Origin of the sequence: Micromonospora sp. NPDC047738, assembly GCF_040642675.1 — a bacterium.
Lineage (GTDB): Bacteria > Actinomycetota > Actinomycetes > Mycobacteriales > Micromonosporaceae > Micromonospora.
The window spans coordinates 67,471-89,594 of the sequence record NZ_JBEYSO010000023.1; the positions used below are offsets into that span (position 1 = coordinate 67,471).

Consider the following 22,124-nt stretch of genomic DNA (forward strand, 5'->3'; position numbering starts at 1 on the left):
GCGGTGTCGTATCCGACGTCCCGCCGGTCGTCTAGCAGGTGACAGCACCTCAACGAGACCGACGGGAGTAGATCATGAAACCGGTCATGGACAGCCTGGACATCGTCGTCGCGGACATCGCCGCCGCGATCGGGTTCTACCGGCGGCTGGGCCTGGAGTTCCAGGTTGACCCGAGCTACGCCGAGCACGCCGGATGCGACCTGCCGAATGGGCTGCATCTGATGCTGAACGAGGAGAAGTTCGCCGCGATGGCCCGCCCAGGTTGGACCCGTGGCGCGGGTAGCCCACCGGTCTTCCTGGCGTTCCGGCTCGACAGCCCGGCCGACGTCGACGCCAAGTACGCCGAGCTCAGCGGGGCCGGATACACCGGGGCGCGGGAGCCGTGGGACGCCTTCTGGGGTCACCGCTACGCCACCGTGCTGGACCCGGACGGCAACGGCATCGACCTGTACTGTCCGCTGCCCGGCCACAGCTGAGAAGGTGAGAGCCGTGAAGTACGTGCTGATGTTCGCCGAAACCGAGCAGTTCGCCGCCGACCTGGCCGCGATGGACGAGACCGAACGCGAGCGGGCCTACGGGCGGGTGCGGCAGTGGTTCACCGACAACGCCGACAAGATCACCTCGCACACGCACCTGATGCCCGCCCACACCGCCACCACCGTCCGGCTCGACCAGGCCGAGCCGGTGATCACCGACGGGCCGTTCGTGGAGGGCAAGGAAGTGATCTCCGGTTTCGCCGAGATCGACGTCGCCGACCTGGACGAGGCGTTGCGCATCGTCGCGTCGTGGCCGGCGTGCCCACTGGTGGAGATCCGCCCGATCGCAGGATGAGTCGGGATGCCGGGGTGGAGTTGGCCCGCGTGGTGCGCGAGCACGCGGGCCGACTCGCCGCCTCCCTCGTGTCGCTGATCGGTGACTTCTCCGCCGCAGAGGACCTCGTCCAGGACGCGGTCGAGGCAGCGCTGCAGCACTGGCCGATCGAGGGCATCCCGGCCAACCCGGACGGCTGGCTCTACACGGTCGCCCGCCGCCGGGGCCTGGACGCGCTGCGCCGCGACGCCCGCTTCCGGGACAAGCTGGCGCTGGCCGCGTGGCCGCCGCAACCGGTGCCGGACGACCGGCTACGGCTGATCTTCACCTGCTGCCACCCTGCGCTGCCCCGCACCGCCCAGGTCGCCCTCACGCTCCGGGTTGCCTGCGGCCTGACCACCGCGCAGATCGCCAAAGCGTTCCTCATTCCCGAGACCACGGTGGCGCAGCGGATCACCCGCGCCAAGCGGAAGATCAGCGACGCGGGCATCCCATACCGGATCCCCGCCGCCGACGAACTCGGTGCACGCCTGGTCGAGGTGCTGACGGTGGTGTATCTGCTGTTCAACGAGGCCTACCTACCGACCAGCGGTCAGCGCGCTCAAGCGCAGCACCTTGCTGCGGATGCCGAGTTCCTGGCCACCCTGCTCGCCGGCCTGATGCCGAACGAGCCAGAGGTGCTCGGCCTGCTCGCGTTGATCCGGTTGCACCGTGCCCGCGAAGCCGCCCGCTTCACCCCGGACGGCCAGATCATCCAACTGCCCGACCAGGACCGAAGCCGGTGGGACCGGGACGTCATCGTCGATGCGGCCCGGCTGATCGCCAAGGCCGCAAGCCTCAAGAAGCCCGGCCCCTATCAGCTGCAGGCCGCGATCGTCGCGGTGCACGCCGAGGCCGGCCGGTGGGAGGACACCGACTGGCAGCAGATCCTGATCCTCTACACGATGCTCGACCGGCTCGCACCGTCGCCGGTCACCAAACTGCACCGGGCCGTCGCCCTGCGGTACGTGGCCGGGCCGGATGTGGCGCTGGCGGCAGTCGACGAACTCCGCCAGGCCCTCAACGGCTATCACCTGTGGCACGCCACCCGGGCTGCACTGCTCCGCGACCTCGGCCGCCCCGACGAGGCACACGACGCGGACAGGCGGGCGCTGGAGTTGACCGCCAACCCGGCCGAGCAGTCCTTGTTGCGGCAGCGGATCAGTTGGGCTTGACCGCGTGGACGCGTTCGACGGTGCCGGCCTTCAGCCTTTCTGTCTCGACGATCTCGAAGCCCGCGGCCCGCAGGAGGGGTAGCTGGCGGCGGGTGAAGTGCTCGCCGGCCGCGCGAATGGTGACCCGTTCAAGGAGCCACTGGGCGGCATAGACCGGTGGCCAGGTGCTGCCGATGTGGTCGAGCAGGAGCAGCCTGCCGCCAGGTACGAGGACGCGCTTCATCTCGCCGATAGCCTTCACCGGGTGCGGGATGGCGCACAGCGACAGGGCGCAGACCACAGTGTCGAACGACGCGTCGTCGAACGGCAGGCGCTCGGCGTCGCCCTCGTGCAGGTCGACCGAACGGCCGAGGTCGGCGGCGCGCTGCCGAGCGATGCCCAGCATCGCCGGGCTCAGTTCGATCCCGGTAAGCGTCGCCTCGGCGGGATAGTGCGGCAGGTTCCGGCCGGTGCCGATGGCGACCTCCAGCACCCGACCGCGGGCACGGGCGCCCAGCCACTCCCGGCCGCCACCGAACTGGATCCGCTCCAGGAGAACGATCTGCCTGTCGTAGCTGGGTGCGGCCCTGTCCCAGACTCGCCGCTGCTTCGCGGCCGGGGTCTCACCGGTATTCCCCTTGGCGGTGCTGCTCATGACGGTGGTCCTTCCACATTGGCGGGGTGGAGAAGGGTGCGATCCACATCCGAGGAGACGGCAGCGCCGATCACTTCCGTGACCGTCTGGCGGACCCGGGCGGCGGCTCTGGCGGGGTCGGGCTGCCCGGCGTCGAGCCAGGCGATGATCGCCTCGATCGCCACCACCGGGGCGAGCTGGGCGGCCCAGCGCGCCAGCGCCGCGTCGGGGTACGACCGCCGAGATCTGCAGGTACGCGGCGGCGGTGATGCCGCCACGGAACTTCTCGATGCGCTCGTTGAACTCCGGTTCGCGCAGGGCGTGCTGAAACAGCAGCCGGAACCCGGCTGGGGACTCGACCGCCGCCTGAAGGAGGCCGTCGGTGCTGGCGTCGGTGAACCCACCGACGGGCTCTTCGACGTGGGCGTCCAGCCGGGCGCACATCCGGTCAAGAACCGCCTGGTACAGGTCGGTCTTGGAGTCGAAATGCCGGTAGAGGATCATCCTCGTGATCCCGGCCTCGGTGGCGATCTCGTCCAGGCCCGTCGCCGCGAAACCGGACCGGGCGAACGCTTCGGTCGCCGCGGCGAGGATCTGTTCCCGCCGCTGGGCCCGAGGCAGACGGCGTCCCGGCTCCGGTTTCTCGTCGGCCACGATCACCCTTCCCGGCTTGTCGACTTCAAAGTCTATAAATGCTCACTGCCTTTCTAGTGCCCGATTGGCAGGCTTCGATGGACGACCCGGTCTGAGTTGGCGTGCGCCTTCCCCCGAGTCCCGGTAGGGCCGCCAGAAGTTGCCACCTCCCGCTTCGGCCCGGCACGGTTCGGACGGCCCTGGACGAGCAGTGAACCTGGACGCCGCGAGCCGCGACTGAACAGGCAAAGGAGGGCAGATGGCCGATGAGTTGTTGGTTGTTCGCTGCCAGCTGGGCGAACGTGAGGCCTTCGCCGAACTGGTACGGGCCTGGCATCCGGCGATCGAGCGGTACGTCGGGCGGATGCTGACCGGGCCCGACGACGATGTGGTGCAGGAGGTGTGGCTGGCGGTCTTCAAGGGGCTGCCGCGACTGCGGCAGCCGGACCGGTTCGCCCCCTGGCTCTTCACCATCGCTCGCCGGGCGGTGATGAACCGACTGCGTGACGTCTACGCACGCCCGGAGCCCGAGCCGGTCGACGACGTGCCGGGAGCCGACGAGGCGGAAGCGGTGGTCGATCGGGAACTGCTCGGTGGCGCGTTGGCGGCGCTTCCGGCCAGGGAACGGGAGGTGCTGCTGCTGTTCTATCTCGAGGACCTCCCGCTTGAGGTGTGCGCACAGATCTGCGCTGTGCCGGTCGGCACCATCAAGTCGCGGCTCAACCGGGCAAGGAAGTTGTTGCGCCGCGAGTTGGCGCGGAAGGGGTATGAAGCATGACGCCGGAAGAGTTGCTCAAGCGGCTCGACGCACCGTTGTCGCTGCGTAAGAAGGTCGGATACGTGGCACTAGCGCTCGCCGGGCTCGCCGGCAGCGGCCTGATCGGGTTGCTGTGGGCAACCGAGCCCGGGCTGCCACCACGGACGATGGTGGCGTGCGCGGTACTGGTGGCGATCGGACTGTGCTGGGCGGCTTTCGGCGGCTGGGCCGTGACCCGCAGGACGCCGATGTTCGCCCGGGATCGCGTCGTCGCCGGCTGGCTCGGACTGGGCGCCTGGCTGCTGTTCACCGTCGGTGCGCTGGTGATCACCACCCTGCGGCACAAGCTCGCGCCGTCGTTGATCGTCGCGGTGCTGGCGTTGGGCGTTCTGGCCATCGCCAACCTGCGCACCGCCCGCCGTAGGCGGGCGGCCCTGCTACGACGCAAGGAAGAGTTGAGTCAGCGTCCCTGATCAGCTTAGCGATCTTGAGTCGGATGGGGTTTCCGGGATCGTTTCCCACCGTGGTGGAGATGCGTGGGCGTGGAGATGGAATCCTGCGCCCAGTGCGGCTCCTCGGGGCCGGTGGCCGGTGGTGGTGGGTGTGCTGATCGTGTTCACGTCCTGGTGTCGGTGGGCTGCGCGGGGCAGCCTCGGCCGGTCCGTTGGTGCGTGTCCCTCCGGACGCTTGCCCGCCCGGCCATGAGGCCGGGTGGGGGAGGGTGCCCCGCGTCGCCTGGGCGCGGGGCGTGGGGTGCGGGGCCGGGTAGGGCCGGTCTTCGACCGGTCCCTCCGGCTGGCATTAAAGGTGCTGGGGGTGACGACGGCTGCGGCTTCGAGTTCGTCGACGACCGTGCGGATCACCATGGCGCCGGTGGTCTTGTCGGTGACGGTTTTGGTCTGGTGGGTGAGGCCGCGGGCGGCGATGCGCCGCCAGGCGCCGTGGTCGCGGTCGCCCTGCCAACGGCAGGACTGGTTGGGCCAGATGGCCCACTTCCACCCCGCGACGGTCCGCTTGTCGGGGGCTTTACGGTGCTGTAGCGGGGTTATACATTGGGGGCAGTGTTTGGAGGTGTTGCGGGCGGGGACGGTGACCACGGCGATCCCGTGCTCGGCGGCGAGGTGTCGCATCCGGTCGCTGATTTGTCCGCGGACCTGCTGGGACAGGCGCGTGTTCAGGCTGTGCCCCATGCCCTTGGCTTCCAACGACCGCAGGTCTTCCAGGTAGATGACGGACGCCGCAGCGGCGATGGCCTGGTCGACGGTCCAGCGGGCGGCAGCCCAGGCGAGCGCGTCGTTCAAGTTTTGGCGGCGGGCGGACACGTGGCGGATCTCGCCGGCCAGCACCTCACGTTTCGCTCTCAGATGCTCGTCGGGGCGGCCGCCGAGCAGCCGCGCGTACTGGTCGGCCTTCGCATGCAGCCGCTCTGACAGGCGGCGCAGGCGGCGCTGCTTGGCCAGGACGCCGGCGGCGCGGAACTGTCCACCAGCCCCCAACGCCGTGATCCGCCCGTCCGCCTGCAGTCGCAGGGCGCCCGCGCTGAGGAGGGTGTTGAGACCCCAATCCACGCCAAGCGCCACCGAGTGACCGGTGGCCCGGGCCTTCGGCACGGCATGCGTGTATGCCAGGTCGGCACGCATCGTCCCGTCGGTGAGGCGGAGGGTCGGCAGGTGCAGCACCGCCACGGCGGGAACCGTAGGCGGCAACGTGATCCGGCACGCCACCCACGTCCAGTCCCGATACCCTCGCGGATCCGGGCGAGTGGGCAACTGCAGCCGCAGCAGCGCTTTCGTCGGGTCGGTGTCGCTGCGCTCGATGGTGGCCTGCTGCCGATCACACGCGGCCAGCAACAACATCCGCGGAATTCTCGGGGCGCCTTCGAGTTCGAACACGTCCACCGGCAGCCGGCCGTTGGCCTTGGCGAACGTGGCAGCCTGCCGGGTGCGGCCCTTGATGACATTCGACGGCAGATGCTGCCCGCCGGGGATCGAGGCCCGAACCTGATCCCACTCGGCGGGGGTGCGCTTGCGCGGATCGGACGGCCACGTCGCCAGGACCCCGGCTGTCACATCGGCACGCCACGCCGCCGAGCGCAGAGCACGTCCCGCCTGCTCCTGCGCCATCCGCACGATCCGGTCATTGACCCTCACACCCCCAGGCGGGGCGACCGCCCAGCCCAGCCGCCGCAGCGCCATCCACGCGTGCGACGGCAACCGCCGCCCACCCGCATCCACCCCGCCAGCCAACACCCCCACATCCACGCTGTTCCAACGCTCACCGACCAGGACGCCCACCATGTCCGCCACCAGATCGGCACACCAACCAACCCGCCGCGCCAGCACCGCCGCAGACAGGACCTCACCGGTTGCCTCGTCCACACCGGTACGCAGCACCGCGCGGGCACACGCGGTGCGGGCCGTCTCGCCTTCGCCCAGCCGCAGCTTCCCGCTCACCGACTCAACGACCCACCATCGATCGCGCAGAACCAATGCCCACGGCCGCCCACGTCACCGGAATCCTCCCCGAACCAGCCCAACCACCCACCGTCACCGGTGAACACCGACAGACGCGCCGCGGTCTGCGAGAATCGAAGAAGACCCACACGACCAACCTATGATCACTGATGATCCATAATCAACTTGGTCAGTCTCGGGGTCGTTGAGCACGCGGAGCCACTCGGCTGGCGGCGGCAGTCACGCCAGTTCGGCGATCACTGCGCGAACCATCCGGCGGCCGTGCTCGGCCATTCGCGGGAAGGTGTGCCGGTAGTAGTCGAGGCCGGTCAACGACGGTGCGAGGGCCCAACCGCAGGCTCGGCGCCAGGTAGCGTCGTCGTACCCGATCGCCTCCCGGTAGGCTTCCCGGGCCGCGCCGGTGAAGGTCCATAGCGCCGGCGCCACGTCCGGCGCCGGATCGCCGAGACCGAGTGCGCCGAAGTCGATGACCGCGGCCAGTCGGCCGCAGTCGGTGATCAGGTTTCCCGGTTGCAGATCACCGTGGATCCATACGGGGTCCCGGTCCCAGTCAGGAGCAGCCAAACAAATGTCCCAGGTCGTCTCGGCCGCGGTCACGTCGAAGCCGTCGTCATGCTCGGCGAGCCGGGGCAGCACTCGACGGACGTTCTCATCGACGTGGAGCAGGGCGGACCCGCGGGTACCCGGTGGCTTGAGCGGGCCTCCGGCCGGCTCCACCCGGTGCAGGGCGCGAACGAAGGCCGCCACATCGCGGGCCAGGAGCACGTCGTCGCAGCCAAGCCTGGGAGGTGTGTCCCCCACGACCCACGGCACCACGGTCCACCGCCATGGATACCCCGCGCCCGGCTCGCCCACGTGCAGCGGAACTGGAATCCGCACCGGCAGGTGGGACGCCAGCAAGGGCAGCCACCGCGAATCCGAATCGGCCTGGTCGACCGCCCCGGCAATCTTGGGCATCCGGGCGACGAGTTCGTCGCCGATCCGAAAGAGTACGTGGTCGGTGCCCTCCAACGCGTCGGGTAGGGGTGCCACGGGAAGGTCGACCCACTGCGGACACTGGGCCGCGACCAGGCGGCGCACCTGATCGGCGGTGGCTCGAATCTCGTCATCATGGATGGGCACGGCTGGCACGCTAGTGCGGCCAGACGGTGTGGTGCCAACCGATTAGGCGCCCCGGCACCGGCGCAACCTCACCTGCCGACATGCTCGGCGGCAGGAGCAGGTTAGCTGGCGCTCGCCCCTGTCGCCACGGTTCACCAGTGGTAGACCAGGTTGACGGCTAGCGTGGCCACCGCGGTGGAGAAGAACACGGCCCATCCCACGAGCTGGCGGGAGCCCACTCGCAGGTGCGCGATGAGGGCGCCGAGGAAATACAGCACGAGGCCAGCGGCCGCGAGTGTCCCCAGCAGTGGCACGGCGAACCCGACCAGCAGCCCCAAGGAGCCCGCCGCCAGCAACACGCCCAACACCGGTACCCACGACCGGGGCACGCGCTTCATGTCCGCCTGGGCCTTCGGATAGTCGTGGCCGCTGAGGTACGTGGCGGCGGCGATGCCGTTGAAGACCGAGGCGATGATGGTGACCGTGACGTAAGCGGTGAACATGAACCCTCCTGGTTGCCGGCTTCAAGGACGAGCTGGCAGCGCCGGATGTGACGTGTCGTGCGGTGACCTGAAGCACATGCACTGGCCGGGCCCGGCCTGCTCCAGTGGTCCTGGAGCGGGCCGGGCCCGGTCGGAGGAAGTCAGCGCAAGCGCGGGTCGTTCCCGGCCCGGGTGTCCACGGTCAGGGACAACGCGCGGGCGATGTCGCCCCAGGAGACGTAGGAGAAGTTCGTGGCATCGCGGTCGTCGGCCACGTCGGGCCCGGTTTCAGGCTCGTCGTGCGTGACGAACAGGCCCTGCCGGTAGTTGCCGACGGGGCGGTTCGTCACGGCGAGCCCGTCGGAACCGTTGATGTCGTCGGCGCCGCCGACCCCCTTGACCCGGAAGCTCCCCAGTGCACCGTTCACGCCCTGGCGCTCGTAGACCGCGAACGTGTCGTCGCCCTGGCTCGACACGAGCACATACCCGGTGGCGCCGGGCCCGTAGTAGATGTCGACGCCCTCGGCGTCGGCCGTGAGCAGGTTGCCGCCGTAGCCCTTGTCGTTCGGGTCGATCGGCCGGCATTCCTCGGTCGCGCTGTCGTAGACGTCGTGGATCCCGAAGTCCTTGACGCGGTCGATGAGCTTCGGCTGGTGGCCCGAGCCGAGCGGCAGCTGCAGCCGCCACAGTCCGACGTCCTCCTGCGCGGCGTAGAGCACGCCCGACGCCTGGTCCACCGCGACGCCCTCGAGCTGCGGGGGCACGCCTGGCTCCTCACAGGGAACCCAGGTCGTCCCGTCCGGCAGCGGGAAGGTGCTCGGCATGGTGAGCCGCTGGGTGCCCGTGTAGCCGAGCTTGCCGCCGATCTCGACGATGCGCGCGGTCGCGATGGTGGTCGCCCCCTCCTGGGTGACGACGGCGTACGTCTCGCCGGGCCGCGGCTGCCAGATGGCGAGGCCGTACGCGGTGTGCTCCTCGTCGACGGCCTGACGGTCGGGGTTGAAGAGGAAGCTCTGGTCGGCGGCGGTGACCTCGGTCAGCGGGGAACGCGCCGCCGCGCCGGCCGGGTCGACGAGGAAGAAGCGGAGCTGGTCGTTGTAGCGGTCCGAGACGACGGCGACGTCGACCAGACGACCCGCCAGGCGGATGCCGTAGGCGATGTCCACGTTGTTGTAGCGGCCGGTGGCGGTGTCGACCCGTGGTGCTTCGGTGGCGGGCAGCGACTGGAGCTCGCGCGAGCCCATGTCGTAGACGCGGAGGCCGCCCTCCTTGGCGGTCACGATCACCAGCGACTTTCGGGAGTCGGCCGGGTGCACCCAGATGGCCGGGTCGTCACCGGAAGCGTTCCCGCCGGCCTCGTCGTCGTACAGGATCGGGGTTTCGTTGTCCGTGGTCACCACTGCGGGCTGGGCGGTGGTGGCGCGGGCGCCCCCGTGCGGAGGAGCGAGCAGCGCGGCGACGACTGCGCCCACCGTCAGTGCGGCGTTCAATGTGTACGTCACGGCAGCAACCCTGCGGGACGGAGATTGACGCCGGTCTGACCGCCGGTTGCCGTAGCGGAAACTCGAGGGCTGCCGCCTCGGGTCGGGTCAGCTTCGGTTGACGGCGGGGTAGCCCGCCCACCATCCCGGGTACCGGCCGTCGGCGAACCGGACGTGCGCCACCCCGTTCAACACCGCCTGCCGGTCGAGGTTGACCCTGTCGCCCACCTGGTAGTCGGTGACCACTGACCGCATCGACCCGGCCGCGTCGATGGCGTACGCGGTGAGTGGGGCCACCGCGACCGTCGCCGGCCGCAGGATCCGGTATCCCATCGGGGCGGCCTCGCCGACCTGGTACGAGTGCTGTCTGAGCTCCTTGAGGTGGTAGCCGGCCAGCGTGCCTGCACTGATCTGGTACCAGATCCCGTCCTGCCGACGGACCTTGAGTCGGGCCGCCGACGGCGCGTTGCTCCGCCGCGACAAGCTGATCGTCCGGGTGGCAGTGACGTTGCCGGCGCTGTCGAACCGGTACCCGGTGTGTCGCCCGGGCTGGAGCGCGACGGTGCCGGTGACGCCGTGTGGCGGAAAGTCGGCGTAGTAAAGCTCCGCGATCTGGGCGAACACCGGGTCGCCAGTGATCGCGTAGCACTGGATGTGCTGGGTCATGTGGATGGTGTGGTAGGTGTTCGCGTCCGACCGGTGCCGCAGGCAGTACTTGCTGCGCCAGTGCCGGGTGCGGATGTCGGCGTAGACGTCACGCATGGTGGTCAACGCGCCCTGCAACAGCACCCGGGCGCGTTCGTCCCCGGTCATCGCCCAGTAGTCCCACAGCCCGAAGGCGGCGAAGTTGTGGCCGTTGTAGGTGAGGTCGCCGGAGATCCGCTTCGGGTTCGCGTACTCCTCGAACCAGAGTCGCCCGCCCACCACGTAGACCCCCCAGGGCCTACCGGCGACCGGGGGAACCAGGAACGAGGCGAACGTGGCGTTGGCCGCGTTCCGCCACCGGGCGCCGCCGGTGGTGCGGTAGAGCCGGCAGAACAGGCTCAACGCCTGCCCCTGCGCCATCATCGAGTACCACGGGGGGTCGTAGATCTCCTGGCTGCCGTGGAGCTGGAAACGGAACGGGTACGGGTAGAACCAGCCACCCCCGTACCCCACCCGGCGGTCGATCAGCCGTTGGGCCTGCTTCTTCGCCCGGTTCAGGTAGGCGACGTTGCCGGTGATCCGGTATGACTCGACCAGCGCGAGTCCGTACTGTGCCTGGTCCACCGGATGGTCGTAGAGCCGGCCGTAGCGCACGGTCATCCGAACGCCCGAAGCGTCGTGGACGCCGGTGTCGACGAGCGGCATCGGGTTGCGCAGGTAGTAGGGGCGGATCGTGTCCGGCAGGTCGCGGATCTCGAACGGGTGGTACGAGAAGTCGAACGGTACGCCGCTCACCGCCCTCGACTGGGACCGCGCCGTGACGCCCGGCACGGATGCCCTACGCGGCGCGAGCCGCCGTGCGTCGGCGGCGGACAGTGCGGGTACGTCGTACAGCGCCGTCGGGTCCGGCGTCGGGGAGATCTCGAACGCCGGATCGATGACGGGACCGGCGGAACCCAGGAACGCGCGCCCGGGCAGGAGCGGTTCCGCCCCGGGATCGCCGGGCCGGGCTTCGGCCGGCTCGTCGAGGAGCCACAGCCCGCCGGTGGCGAGCCCGGCACCGAGCACGGCTCTTCGTGACCAACGGTGCGCGCGCAGCGCCTCCGCTGCCGGTCCCTGACTCACCATGGGCACCCCGCTCAACTCAGTGGATCGGGCTACCGGATTTGTAGCACGTCAGGGGCGGGATGTCCGGCCGCTCGCCGGCGTCCGTGGTGTCGGCCGCCGTTGCCCGCCGCGTCGCCCGGTGCTTGCTCCCACGCAGCCGGGTCGCGCGCCACGGCACCGGGATCCTGGCCAGATGGCAACTTTCATTCATTCATCTGAAAGTTGAGCTATTTGAATCTAAAGATTAGAGTGTCGCCATCGATCTTTTGTATTGCGCGCTCGTACTGGCCGGTCCAGGGGAGGAAAGTCGCACGGATCCTTCCCGGCCGGGCCCCGCCGCCACCCACCAGGAGGAACCATGACCGCACCGAACCGCTGGCGCCGGCGCCGCCGAGCCGCGCTCGCGGCCGCTGGTGCCGCTCTGGCGACCCTGCTCGCCGCAGTCCCCGTCACCTCGGCCACGGCCGCATCCGTCACCGCCGATGTCCCGCCGCAGGAGCCGGGCGTCACCCTGCGCTCGTACGACATGGGCACCCCGCTGTCGGCGCTGTGCACCCTCAAGCCCGCACAGACGCCGAACGTCGACAAGCTCATGCCGCAGATCAACTGGACCACCACGGGCGAGTTCGGTCTGTCCGACCGGTTCATCAGCCACGTCATTGCCAACCTCACCGTGCCCACCGACGGCGACTACGCCTTCCGGCTCACCAGCGACGACGGGTCGCGCCTGACGATCGACAACCGGCTCGTCGTCGACCACGACGGCCTGCACGGCGAGACCTCCAAGGAAGGGTCGGTCAGCTTGACCGCCGGCCTGCACCCGTTGTTCGTCGAGTTCTTCGAGAACGGCGGCGGCCAGGTGCTGCGGCTCGAGTGGCGCCCCCCTGGCGCAAGCACCTTCCAGCTCGTGCCGACCTCCGCACTGAGCACCGACGCCGGCGTCGTACGGGTCACCGCCCCCGGCTGGAAGTACTGCGAGGGCGCAACCGACTCGGCCGGCGACGGCCTGCCCCTCGACCGGGTGCACCCTGGCTACACCCTCACCGACCTGCGTCCCGAGGGCTTCCGGCCGCAGGTCACCGGCATGGCCTTCCGGCCCGATGGCGACCTGGTGATCTCGACCTGGGGCGGCACGGACAACGCGACCGGTGAGGTCTACGTGGTCGGGGGCGTCAGCGGAAAGACCGGCCCCGAGCAGGTGACCTACCGCAAGTTCGCGGCGGGGCTGCGGGAGCCCCAGGGCGTGGCGGTGGTCGGCGGCACCGTCTACGTCAGCCAGAAGCACGAGCTGACGGCCCTGCGCGACACCGACAACGATGGCGTCGCGGACGACTACCGGACCGTTGCGACCTGGCCGTGGGGCCGCAACTTCCACGAGTTCGCGTTCGGCCTGCTCTACCGGGACGGGTACTTCTATCTCAACCTGTCGGTCGCCATCAACCTGGGCGGCGCCACCACGGTGCCCCAGCCCGCGCCGAACCGCGGCACCTCGATCAAGGTGAACGCCGCGACCGGCGAGATCACGTACGTCGCCGGCGGGCTGCGCACCCCCAACGGGATCGGGTGGGGCCCGAAGGGTGAGGTCTTCGTCACCGACAACCAGGGTGGTTGGCTGCCCGCGTCCAAGCTGGTCAAAATCCAGGATGGCGCCTTCTACAACCACTACACGACGCCCGCCGGGCCGTACGACGACAAGGCAGTGACGCGCCCCATCGTCTGGCTCCCGCAGAACGAGATCGGTAACTCACCGTCCACCCCCGTGCTGCTGAAGCAGGGCCCGTACGCCGGGCAGTTGGTGGTCGGCGACGTGACCTACGGCGGCCTGCAGCGCGTGTTCCTCGAGGAGATCGAGGGGCAGTACCAGGGCGCGGTGTTCCGGCACACGCAGGGCCTGGAATCCGGCATCAACGAGGTGGCCCTCGGCCCCGACGGCGCGCTCTACGTGGGTGGCCTGGGCGCCGGCGGTAACTGGGGCCAGGAGGGCAAGCTCACCTACGGCCTGCAGAAGCTCACGCCCAACGGCACCTCGACCTTCGAGGTCAAGGAGATGCGCGCCTCGCACGTCGGGTTCGAGCTGGAATACACCAAGCCACTGTCCGCCGAGACCGCCGCGGATCTCGCCGACGCGTACCAGGTGACGCAGTGGCGCTACGGTGCGACGAGCCAGTACGGCGGGCCCAAGCTCGAGCTGGAGACGCTCAAGGTGACCAAGGCCGAGCTGTCGGCCGACCGCCGCACGGTCAAGCTGCACATCCCCGGTCGGAAGGAAAACCGCGTGGTGCACGTGCGCTCCCCGCGTCCGTTCTCCTCCGCCGACGGCGAGGAGCTGTGGAACACCGAAGCCTGGTACACGCTCAACGAGATCCCGGGCCGCGTGGTGCAGCCGCAGACGTTCTTCGAGGCCGAGGAAGGCCGCACGGTCGCCGTCGGCATGGCCACCGACCACGCCGCCTACTCCGGCGCCGGCTTCGCCGCCGGCTTCGCTCAGAACGGCTCGTCGACCAGCATCTCGGTCGATGTCCGGGCGAGCGGGACGTACGACCTGGCGATGCGCTACAGCAACGGCCCGAACCCCTACTCGGGTGAGAAACAGCTGAGCCTGTACGTCAACGGCAAACGGGTGGAGCAGCGGCTCTTCCCCTCGACGGTGACCTGGGAGGAGTGGGGAACGGTCACCACCACCGTCTCCCTGAACAAGGGCCGCAATGTGGTCGAGTACCGCAAGGAGGCCGCGGACTCCGGGCACGTGAACCTCGACGTGCTCGCCGTCCGGCCGCACGGCGAACGCATCACGCTGTTCGACGGTGGCGACCTCACCGAGTGGCAGCACACCGACGGGCGGGAACCCCAATGGCCGGTCGCCGGCGGCGTCATGACCGTCCGGAACGGAGACCTCCGCACGGTGCAGGCCTTCGGTGACTTCCGCCTGCACGTCGAGTTCAACCTGCCGCTGTACCCGCCGGACGTGACCGGTCAGGCACGCGCCAACAGCGGCGTGTTCCTGCAGGACCGTTACGAGATCCAGGTGCTGGACTCGTTCGGCATCGACCCGCCGCGGACCAACGACGCCGCGGCCATCTACAACCAGAAGGCCCCCGACGTCAACGCGGCGCTGCCGCCCCAGACCTGGCAGACGTACGACATCGTCTACCGGCAGGCCCGCTACGACGCGGCCGGCAAGAAGGTCGAGAATGCCCGCGTCACCGTGGTGTGGAACGGCGTCACGGTGCACAACGACGTCGAGATCCTCGGCCCGACCGGCAGCAGCCGGCCCGAGGGCCCGGCGGCCGGCGCCATCCGGCTGCAGGACCATGGCAACCCGGTCCAGTACCGGAACATCTGGATCGAGCCGCTTGACCGGTAGGTCCGCCGGCGGTCAGCACGCGGGCGGCCGGGTTCACCGACCCGGCCGCCCGCGTGGCGGCTGACACAGCGGACCGCAGCTCGTGACCCGGGTCCGGGTCAGGACGGCCCTTCCGGCTCGGCGAGCAGGGCCGGGTTGGCCTCGGTCAACAGCCGGCCGTCGGCCAGCACCGTACGGCGGGTGAGTTCGCGAACAGTGGCGCGCGCCGCCGCGCTGGTGTCCGCCTCGACGTCGGCGGGCGCGGCCCGCAGGACGATCAGCCGACCGTCGTCGGTGTCGACGGTGTCCACGTCGAGGCCGCTGGTGTCGACCGTGGCACCGCCGGTCCTGAACCAGGTCACCACGCCGAAGACTGGCAGGCCGCGCCGCCACCGGTTCCATTCCTGCCGGACGTGCACCATGTCCACCCACGCCTGGTCCGCCTCCCAGATCCGGCCCAGGTCAGCCACCAGGGCGGCCACCTCACCGAGGCGTTCGTCGAGGATCGGCCCGAGCCGGGCGGTGACGGTCACCCTCAGGTTGGCGCGCGAGGTGGGCAGCTCCGCGGCTGGTTGGCTCCAATCCAGCCAGAGCAGGCCCGGGCCGACCGGTTGCAGGAGGATCCGCGCATTGCCGAGCAGGTCACCGCCGCCGTAGCGGGACCGGTCGCGGGAGGCCGCGAGCTGCGGCACCAGGTGCCGGGGCAGGTCGGGGTCGTTGACGGAGAACGGTGGGCCGTCGGCGCCGGCCTGGAACGCGCCCGCGTCGGACGGGAGCGTCCGGGTGATCCGGCGCAGTGACGCCGCGAGGCATGCTGCGGCCTTCTCCAGCGGCCAGTCCTCGCGCGCCGGTCCGTCGGTCCAGATCTGCCACTCGTAGGGCACGACCGTCACAGGCAACCCCCAAAATCCGGGTCAAGTGGTTCCGACTCCCAGTCGAGCAGAGCCTTGTCCTCCGCGTCCAGCCGGGGCTCCACGAAGGCCCGAATCTTGGCGAGCGCCTTCGGCTCCATCACGACGTAACGGAGCCGACCGTTCTCGACCTGGCGGACCCGCGCCAACTGTTCGATGAGCTGATTGGCCAGTTCGTCGAGCTTGGCCCTCGCCCGCTTACTGCCATCGACGATTGCCTTCTGCTGCTCTGGGGTCAGACTCGCCAGTTTAGGATCCTCGTCCAGGAATCGGACCCGGCCGGTCTTCTTGTCGACCTCAGCCGCCCAGAGCAGGAAGTCGTACCGCCCCTTCGCCTCGATGAACACCGGCTTGCCGTTGATCATTCGGAAGCCGTCGAAATCTCGGCCGGCGTACCTGTACTCGTGCGGCCGGCGCAGCCCGGTCACCTGCTCCTGGTACCTCATCCACTCCCTGGGCGGCCCGGCGTTCCGCCGAATCCATTCGCCGGGCCCGGCAGGGCCCCGCCCGAGCGATGGTTCCTCGCACGGGTGCGTCCGGCTAGGGCTGGGACGTGGCGTCGGTCGGCTCGATCCCGGCGTCACCGGGGTGCTCGTGACCGGGGCCGGACGGCGGCGCCGCGCCGCCTCCTGCCGGGCGACGTCCTTGGTCATCCGCTCGATGTCCGCCTTGATCACGGCCCTTGCCTCGGCCTTGAAGCTCGCCCGGACCGTGTACGTCTTTGGATTGCGGGATCGCGGCAGGGTATACGTCGCCGTGCACCTGGCGGTCCCCGATTTGTTCGGGGGCATAGAAATGATCGGCCTACAGGTCTCGAGCGGACGCCCGTCGAGAGTCATCCGGATCGTGACAGCCGCGTACACCGGCCCGTCGTTGCGGAGGTATTGCGAATGGAGCCGCACCCGGTTGGAGAGCCGGTAGGTGGCGACGCACGAGGTCTGCTGGCACGGCCCGAGGGTGCCGTCGCCCTCCAGGTCGAACGTCACCTGGGAGTCGAAAGCCCCGGCCAGCTCGGTGACCCGTTTCTTGACCGCCTGGAAGAAGTCCTCGATCTCCTCCGGCGACAGGCCGCTGAGGTCCACGCCCAGCCAGTTGTCGGCCCCCGCCGCCAGCCGATAGCCCCGCGACCGGCCATCGGAGCCGGTGTAGCCGATGGTCCGGACGGCGGTGGGGGTCCCGGTCCCGTCCGACTCGATCCGGACGATCCGCCGCGGCTGGCCGACGGTGATCGACACCACCGCCCCGGGGATCAGCACCGGACGCACCTTGACGCCGTTGATCGTCGTGACGTCGCCGAGCGTCGCCCTCAGCCCCGGCGGTGGGCCCTGTCCGTCCTCCATGCCGGGCGCCAGCGAGTAGGCGACCGCCGCCGGGGTCAGCTCCCGCGCATCGAATCCCAGCGCGTCGGGGGCCACTCGCACCCAGGCGCTTCCGTACTTCAGCGACTCGAGGCGGGGGACGTCGGTCGCCGCCCAGAACACCCGGTCGCCCTTGGCGTACGTGCCGTTGGTGCCCAGGTCGAGCACCTCGCCCCGGCCACCCGAGACCTCCACCGTCGACAGCGTGGTGCCCTCCTGCGTCACCCGCGCGTCGATTCGTACCCGGGCACCGGAGTAGCTGGTGAGCATGCCCCGGTACCGCTCGGCGCCCGAGTCGAACAGCGTGCCGGCCGCCTCGTACAGGAGCGCGGCCGCCTCCTTGGAGCCGTCGTCGGCCGGGCCCGGACGGTCGTCGGCGAGCCGGAACAACGCCACGGCCAGGCCCGCGCAGAGGGCGAGGACCAGCACCGCGGCCGTCCCGGCCACCCACCACACGGTCCGGTGGGAACCTGGCCGTGCCGGGGATCCGGCCGGAACCGGCCAAGACGGCCGGGGCGGCCCCGGCTGGCCGGCCGGCGGCGGCACCGCGCCGGGCGGGATCCCGGCCCCGGGCGGCGGCACCGCGGGCGGGACCGGCCCATCGGAACCGGGTGGCCGATCTTCCGGCGACGGCGGTACGGGCTGCTCCTCGGACGACATTCGAGCCCCCTCTCGAGGCGTCCCACATGCCGCGGATCCGTCGGCTCGGCGCCCAGAAACAGTGGCGCCGGTCGATCAGCTCCGCCAGCCGCCATGCTAACAATCACGGTCCACGCCACGCGGCCGTCCACATACGACTGACGTGGTCTCGGGCCACCCGCCGGCGCTCCCGACCAGTGGCGGCCCGGCTGGTCAGTGGAAGGCGACGTCGTACAGGCGTGCCTTGTAGAACTCCGCCCCATACGACAGGGAGCGGGTGAACGACCTTGCCCCCGCGGAGTCGAAGAACTGCACGGTCGGGCTGACCCAGTTCCGGTTGTCCCCGTGGTACGTCGCCCCGGTGGCCTGCACCCAGAACCGCTCGCCCGAGCTGTGCTGCGAGTACGACTTCACCGAGTTGTCCGGATAGCTCTGGGTCACGGCGTACGTGGTCTTGTCGATGGTCATCACCTTGCTGCCGTCCGTGGCCAGCATCAGGTTGCCGTCGGCGTAGCTGGCGTCCAGGCTGTGCCCCAGATGGGCGCCGATCGAGATCGACCGGGACAGCGACAGCCGAGTGCTGCGGTAGGTGCCGGACACGGTGTAGATCCGGGCGTAGTCCTGGCCGATCGCCCACAGCTTGCCGGAGACGTCGTCCCACCAGACGCCGTGGGCGCCGGGGAAGGAGATCGTCTGGACCAGCGCCAGCGTGCTCGGGTCGCTCACCGCGGTGGGGCCGTAGAGATAGAGGTATCCGCCGGAGGACGCCACCACAATCGCCCCGATGTTCGGGATGCGCTCGATCGCGTGCGGGTTGTTGCCCGGCGTGGCGTACCAGAGGAGGTCGTTGAGCTCCTGCGCCGCCTCGGTGGTCTTGTTCACGATGCCGACCTTGCCGCCGGACGCCGTGACCAGGGCGACCACGCCGAACGCCGACGTGTTGCGGAACTTGACGTCGGAGAGGTTCGACCAGCCGTTCGCGGTGCCCGGGCTGAAGCTCCACTTCAGCGTCGAAGTGCTCCAGGCCGAGCTGGACGGATAGATCTGGATCTGGTTGTGATACTGCTCGCAGACGGCCACGTCGTAGGTGGCGTACGCCTGCGCGGGCGCCTCGCCGAGCAGCACGGCGGCCGGAGCGGCGGCCGCGGCTGCGGCAGCCGCCTTGAAGATCGCTCTTCTGCGCAAGGTGTCCTCCCGAAGGTCCTGAATGGACCGGTCAGGCCGGATGCTAGCCCGCAACGATTGGTTGTGTGTGCCGGCCGGTCCCCGCTCGTCGTCGCGCCGGTGTCGTCATCCAGATAGTTCGATGACTTGCCGAACCTTCGGCAGTCAGACTGCAGTGGCGCCCGTAGCGGGGACCGGGCGCGCGGACGCCGGCCTTGGCCGACGGTGCCGCCGGTCCCGTGCGGACGATGCAGTCGTCGATGCCGGACCAAGGGAGAGCCGTGCGCCGCAGATCCAGCCGCAGACGCCTCGCCGCCGTCGCCACCGTACTCACCCTCGCCCTTGCCGGGGTGGGGGTGCCCGGTGTCGCGGCGGCCGCGCCCGTACCGTCCCAACAACCCACCGACCTGATGCTCCTCGTCGACGGATCGTTGTCGCTCACCGACACCGACTGGCAGGTGCAGCTCGAGGGCTTCGCCCGCGCCGTCGAGGACCCGCTGATCTTCCCCCGCTCGGACCGGGTCGCCGTCGGGGTCGTTCAGTACTCCGGCAGCGACGTGGCCAAGGGCACTCGCCTGGAGATTCCGCTGACCCGGCTCACCGACGAGGACGCGGTGACGGACTTCGCCACCCGGTTGCGGGCCATCAAGCGGCTTGACGACCTGTCCAACCCGGGCGACGCCATCCACGCCGGCGCCGACCATCTGGCCGCCGCGGGCCGGTCGGGCACGACGTGGTCCATGTGCATGTCCACCGACGGCGAGCCGAACGCCGGGGAGGGCCTCGCCGACGCCGTGACGTACGCCAAGAACAAGGGCGTCGACCGGTACAGCGTGCTCGCGCTCACCAGCACCGTGTTCACCGAGGAGCGGGCCCGCGCCGTGTACGGCCCGCATGTCTTCGGCGGTGGCCGGGTGAACGCCGCCCGCAGCATCGCGGAATTCTCCTCGCTGATCTCCGGCTGCCTGAACTACGCGCTGGACCTGGCGGCGATCGAGGTCAACCAGGCCGTCCAGGACTGGCAGAACAGCGTCCCGCTGATCCGAGCCAAGTCCACCATCGTCCGGACCTTCTTCAAGACGGTGGACAGCCAGGAGGTACGCACCAGCGGCCGGCTGCGCGGCTACCGGGACGGCCAGGAGCTGCCCGGCAGCCCGCTGACCCCGATCGACTCCACCGAGATCGTGGTCGGCCCGGATCCGGCCGCCGGGCGGGAGCGATTCTCCGGCAGCCTGAACTTCGCGCTACCGGTGGGTTGGACCTCAGGGCGGGTCAAGCTGGTGCCGGATTTGCCCGGCGGAGTGCGCTGCGAGGGCGGCCGGTGGACCGCCGACTGCGGCACCGAGGTCGAGTTCCGGCCCGGCGGACGGCTGCGGGTCAACCTCTTCGCGGCGAGCTGGACCGAGAACGGTGCCGTCCAGGAGCCCACCTTCGCCGACCTCTTCGAGCAGTACCGGCGGATGCACGACGTCTTCCCGGTCAGCAACGCGACCGCCTCGTTCCAGACACTCGACCTCGACGAGCGGCCGGAGGACGGCGACGACGGGCTGGAGGACGTCAACGACCGGCTCTGGATCGACTGGTGGTCCAACTTCCGCTCCGGCCAGCTCGACCCGCGGACCATGTACCACGCCGCGCTGCTCGGTGACAGCGGCGGTGGCCTGGCCGCGGGGATCGGCAGCCCGGTCTCCTCCGGCTGGCTCTCCGGCGCACAGGGGCTGTACGGCACGGGATACGCCCGCAACCGGGGCGCCCACGAGGTGGCGCACTCGCTGGGCCGCGAGCACACCGTGAACGCCGACCGCAACGGCCGTACGTTCCCGTTCGTCGGCGCCAAGCGGGGCTGGTGCGGTGAGGTCGCGGGGACCTTCACCGACGACTACCCGCACTGGACCGGCACCAGCCAGGGCGACCGGCCGACCCTCGGACCCAATGGCGACCGGGACCGGGAGATCTGGGGTGTCTCGGCGCGGTACTTCGGTGACCGCGAAGGGCTCGCCATCACGTCGCCGCACGCCACGTACCCGATGATGAGCTACTGCAACTCCACCAGGGCGGACAGCCAGGGGCGCTGGATCGACGCCCGGGACTACCGGGCGCTCTTCGAGGGCCGGCTGTCCCCGGACGCGACTGGCGCCATCTCCAGCGGCGCGCCGGCGGCCGCGGCACCCGCCGCAGCCGACCCGGCCTCGGTGGTGCTGCGCGGCCGGGTCGACACCGCCGCGGGCACCGCCGCCTTCCGGCCGACCATGCCGGCCTTCGGCGCCCCCGTGGCCACCGACGACCCCGAGGGTGGCTACGAGCTGCGGGTGCTCGACGCCGATGAACAGGTACTGCACCGGGTGCGCTTCCAGCCCCGGCTCCCGGAGGGCACCGACGAACCGCCGGGCGGCGACGGGCGGGACGAGTCGACGGTGGGCACCTTCGAGCTGGCGGTGCCGGCCGTGCCCGAGTCGGCCGCCCGGGCGGTCGTCGTGCACGACGGCCGGGTCATCGGCACGCTGACCGCCGAGCGGAAGAAGCCGACCGCCGCCCGGCCGGCGGCCGCGGTCGACCGCGACGGGAACACCGTCCGGTTGAGCTGGAAGGGCAAGCACGCCGGCCCGCACGCGCCGACGTACACCGCCCAGTACAGCGCCGACGGCGGCGGCAGTTGGCGCACCTACGCGGCCGATTCCGGGGCGACCGAGGCGACCGTGCCCCGGTGGATCGTGCCCGGCTCGCCGGCCGCGCTGGTCCGGGTGATCGCCTCGCACGGGCTCGACGCCGCGGTGGTCGCCTCCGAGCCGTTCGCGATGCCCGACGCACCACCCCAGCTGGCCATCCGGAACCCGGCCGCCGGTGCCGCCTACCACGGCACGCAGGCGATCCGGCTGAACGCCGGGGCGTACGACGCGGAGACCGGACTCCTGGACGACGGTGACGTGACCTGGCGGTCGGACCGCGACGGCGCCCTTGGCACCGGCCAGCTGCTACTGACCCGCGCCGACCAGCTGAGCGAGGGGGCGCACCGGATCAGCGCCACGGTGACCGACCCGGCCGGCCAGACGGTCACCCGCGAGATCACGATCAGCATCTCCCGGCTGCCCGCGCCGACCCCGCGGTACGAGTTCGGTGGCTTCCGTCCGCCGATCGACCCGGACGGACTGACCGTCGTCGAGGCCGGCCGGACGATTCCGGTCAAGTGGACCGTGGGCGGCGAAAAGCCGGGCGAGTCGGCGGTCGCGTCGGCAACCTTCGATTCGCCCGGGGCCGACTACCGGTGGATCTCGACCCTCGGGTCGTACCATCTCAACGTCGACACGCCGCGGTCCTGGGCGGGCAGCCGGCACCGGCTGACGGTGACCCTGACGGACGGCACCCAGCACAGTACGGAGTTCGAGTTCAAGTGA

At 70.3% G+C, this 22,124-nt stretch carries 16 protein-coding genes and 1 pseudogene; 7 read left to right on the forward strand and 10 right to left on the reverse strand.

The window, feature by feature from the left end:
- Positions 1-74 precede the first annotated feature (74 nt).
- The 3 genes from ABZ783_RS27960 to ABZ783_RS27970 are packed head-to-tail and all read left to right on the forward strand — an operon-like array spanning position 75 to position 2,024.
- A complete protein-coding gene (locus ABZ783_RS27960; RefSeq protein ID WP_357443201.1) occupies positions 75-476 on the forward strand; it encodes a VOC family protein in 402 nt (133 codons plus the stop codon).
- A gap of 13 nt (positions 477-489) precedes the next feature.
- A complete protein-coding gene (locus ABZ783_RS27965; protein ID WP_073836116.1) occupies positions 490-831 on the forward strand; it encodes a YciI family protein in 342 nt (113 codons plus the stop codon).
- Positions 828-2,024 (forward strand): DUF6596 domain-containing protein, encoded by a 1,197-nt coding sequence (locus ABZ783_RS27970; RefSeq protein WP_357443205.1) that lies wholly within the window; start codon positions 828-830, stop codon positions 2,022-2,024. The genes ABZ783_RS27965 and ABZ783_RS27970 overlap by 4 nt, the downstream gene beginning before the upstream one ends.
- Here ABZ783_RS27970 and ABZ783_RS27975 read toward each other — a convergent pair.
- Both ABZ783_RS27975 and ABZ783_RS27980 read right to left on the reverse strand, forming a co-directional pair.
- Positions 2,011-2,658, reverse strand: a complete 648-nt coding sequence (locus ABZ783_RS27975; RefSeq protein WP_357443326.1) for a methyltransferase domain-containing protein — start codon at positions 2,656-2,658, stop codon at positions 2,011-2,013. The genes ABZ783_RS27970 and ABZ783_RS27975 overlap by 14 nt on opposite strands.
- A 492-nt stretch (positions 2,659-3,150) precedes the next feature.
- A pseudogene (locus ABZ783_RS27980) lies at positions 3,151-3,297 on the reverse strand (TetR family transcriptional regulator); the annotation flags it as partial.
- A 232-nt stretch (positions 3,298-3,529) separates the two neighbouring features.
- Between ABZ783_RS27980 and ABZ783_RS27985 the strand changes: the two are divergent.
- Complete coding sequence (locus ABZ783_RS27985; protein ID WP_357443208.1) at positions 3,530-4,048, forward strand: sigma-70 family RNA polymerase sigma factor; 519 nt, start codon at positions 3,530-3,532, stop codon at positions 4,046-4,048.
- On the forward strand, positions 4,045-4,500 hold the full coding sequence (locus ABZ783_RS27990; protein ID WP_357443211.1) for a hypothetical protein: 456 nt from the start codon (positions 4,045-4,047) through the stop codon (positions 4,498-4,500). The genes ABZ783_RS27985 and ABZ783_RS27990 overlap by 4 nt, the downstream gene beginning before the upstream one ends.
- On the opposite strand, the gene ABZ783_RS27995 is transcribed toward ABZ783_RS27990, so the two are convergent.
- From ABZ783_RS27995 to ABZ783_RS28015, 5 genes are all read right to left on the reverse strand, one after another.
- Entirely contained in the window at positions 4,501-6,480 is a 1,980-nt protein-coding gene (locus ABZ783_RS27995; RefSeq protein ID WP_357443214.1) for a zinc ribbon domain-containing protein, read from the reverse strand.
- Positions 6,481-6,720: 240 nt separating this feature from the next.
- A complete protein-coding gene (locus ABZ783_RS28000) occupies positions 6,721-7,623 on the reverse strand; it encodes an aminoglycoside phosphotransferase family protein (RefSeq protein WP_357443217.1) in 903 nt (300 codons plus the stop codon).
- A gap of 131 nt (positions 7,624-7,754) precedes the next feature.
- Positions 7,755-8,105 carry a DoxX family protein gene (locus tag ABZ783_RS28005; RefSeq protein WP_357443220.1) on the reverse strand — a complete coding sequence of 117 codons (351 nt, stop codon included), beginning with the start codon at positions 8,103-8,105 and terminating at the stop codon, positions 7,755-7,757.
- 140 nt (positions 8,106-8,245) lie between these two features.
- On the reverse strand, positions 8,246-9,586 hold the full coding sequence (locus tag ABZ783_RS28010; RefSeq protein WP_357443223.1) for a phytase: 1,341 nt from the start codon (positions 9,584-9,586) through the stop codon (positions 8,246-8,248).
- Between the two features lie 87 nt (positions 9,587-9,673).
- Positions 9,674-11,335 (reverse strand): D-glucuronyl C5-epimerase family protein, encoded by a 1,662-nt coding sequence (locus ABZ783_RS28015; protein ID WP_357443226.1) that lies wholly within the window; start codon positions 11,333-11,335, stop codon positions 9,674-9,676.
- Positions 11,336-11,675: 340 nt separating this feature from the next.
- Between ABZ783_RS28015 and ABZ783_RS28020 the strand changes: the two genes are divergently transcribed.
- On the forward strand, positions 11,676-14,681 hold the full coding sequence (locus tag ABZ783_RS28020; RefSeq protein ID WP_357443229.1) for a family 16 glycoside hydrolase: 3,006 nt from the start codon (positions 11,676-11,678) through the stop codon (positions 14,679-14,681).
- 98 nt (positions 14,682-14,779) lie between these two features.
- Here the strand turns inward: ABZ783_RS28020 and ABZ783_RS28025 are convergent, their stop codons facing one another.
- From ABZ783_RS28025 to ABZ783_RS28035, 3 genes are all read right to left on the reverse strand, one after another.
- A complete protein-coding gene (locus tag ABZ783_RS28025; protein WP_357443232.1) occupies positions 14,780-15,553 on the reverse strand; it encodes a hypothetical protein in 774 nt (257 codons plus the stop codon).
- Positions 15,550-17,376: a Tox-REase-5 domain-containing protein gene (locus ABZ783_RS28030; RefSeq protein ID WP_357443235.1), complete on the reverse strand. Its 1,827-nt coding sequence runs from the start codon at positions 17,374-17,376 to the stop codon at positions 15,550-15,552. The genes ABZ783_RS28025 and ABZ783_RS28030 overlap by 4 nt, the downstream gene beginning before the upstream one ends.
- A 405-nt stretch (positions 17,377-17,781) precedes the next feature.
- Complete coding sequence (locus ABZ783_RS28035) at positions 17,782-18,753, reverse strand: hypothetical protein (RefSeq protein ID WP_357443238.1); 972 nt, start codon at positions 18,751-18,753, stop codon at positions 17,782-17,784.
- 260 nt (positions 18,754-19,013) lie between these two features.
- Here ABZ783_RS28035 and ABZ783_RS28040 point away from each other — a divergent pair, with 260 nt between their 5' ends.
- On the forward strand, positions 19,014-22,124 hold the full coding sequence (locus tag ABZ783_RS28040; RefSeq protein WP_357443241.1) for a PxKF domain-containing protein: 3,111 nt from the start codon (positions 19,014-19,016) through the stop codon (positions 22,122-22,124).

What these genes read in the sequence shown, in the direction of transcription:
- ABZ783_RS27960 (WP_357443201.1), top strand. Translation starts at nt 75, where the DNA reads ATGAAACCGGTCATGGACAGCCTGGACATCGTCGTCGCGGACATCGCC.
- ABZ783_RS27990 (WP_357443211.1), top strand. Translation starts at nt 4,045, where the DNA reads ATGACGCCGGAAGAGTTGCTCAAGCGGCTCGACGCACCGTTGTCGCTG.
- ABZ783_RS28020 (WP_357443229.1), top strand. Translation starts at nt 11,676, where the DNA reads ATGACCGCACCGAACCGCTGGCGCCGGCGCCGCCGAGCCGCGCTCGCG.
- ABZ783_RS28005 (WP_357443220.1), bottom strand. Translation starts at nt 8,105, where the DNA reads ATGTTCACCGCTTACGTCACGGTCACCATCATCGCCTCGGTCTTCAAC.
- ABZ783_RS27970 (WP_357443205.1), top strand. Translation starts at nt 828, where the DNA reads ATGAGTCGGGATGCCGGGGTGGAGTTGGCCCGCGTGGTGCGCGAGCAC.
- ABZ783_RS27985 (WP_357443208.1), top strand. Translation starts at nt 3,530, where the DNA reads ATGGCCGATGAGTTGTTGGTTGTTCGCTGCCAGCTGGGCGAACGTGAG.
- ABZ783_RS27975 (WP_357443326.1), bottom strand. Translation starts at nt 2,658, where the DNA reads ATGAGCAGCACCGCCAAGGGGAATACCGGTGAGACCCCGGCCGCGAAG.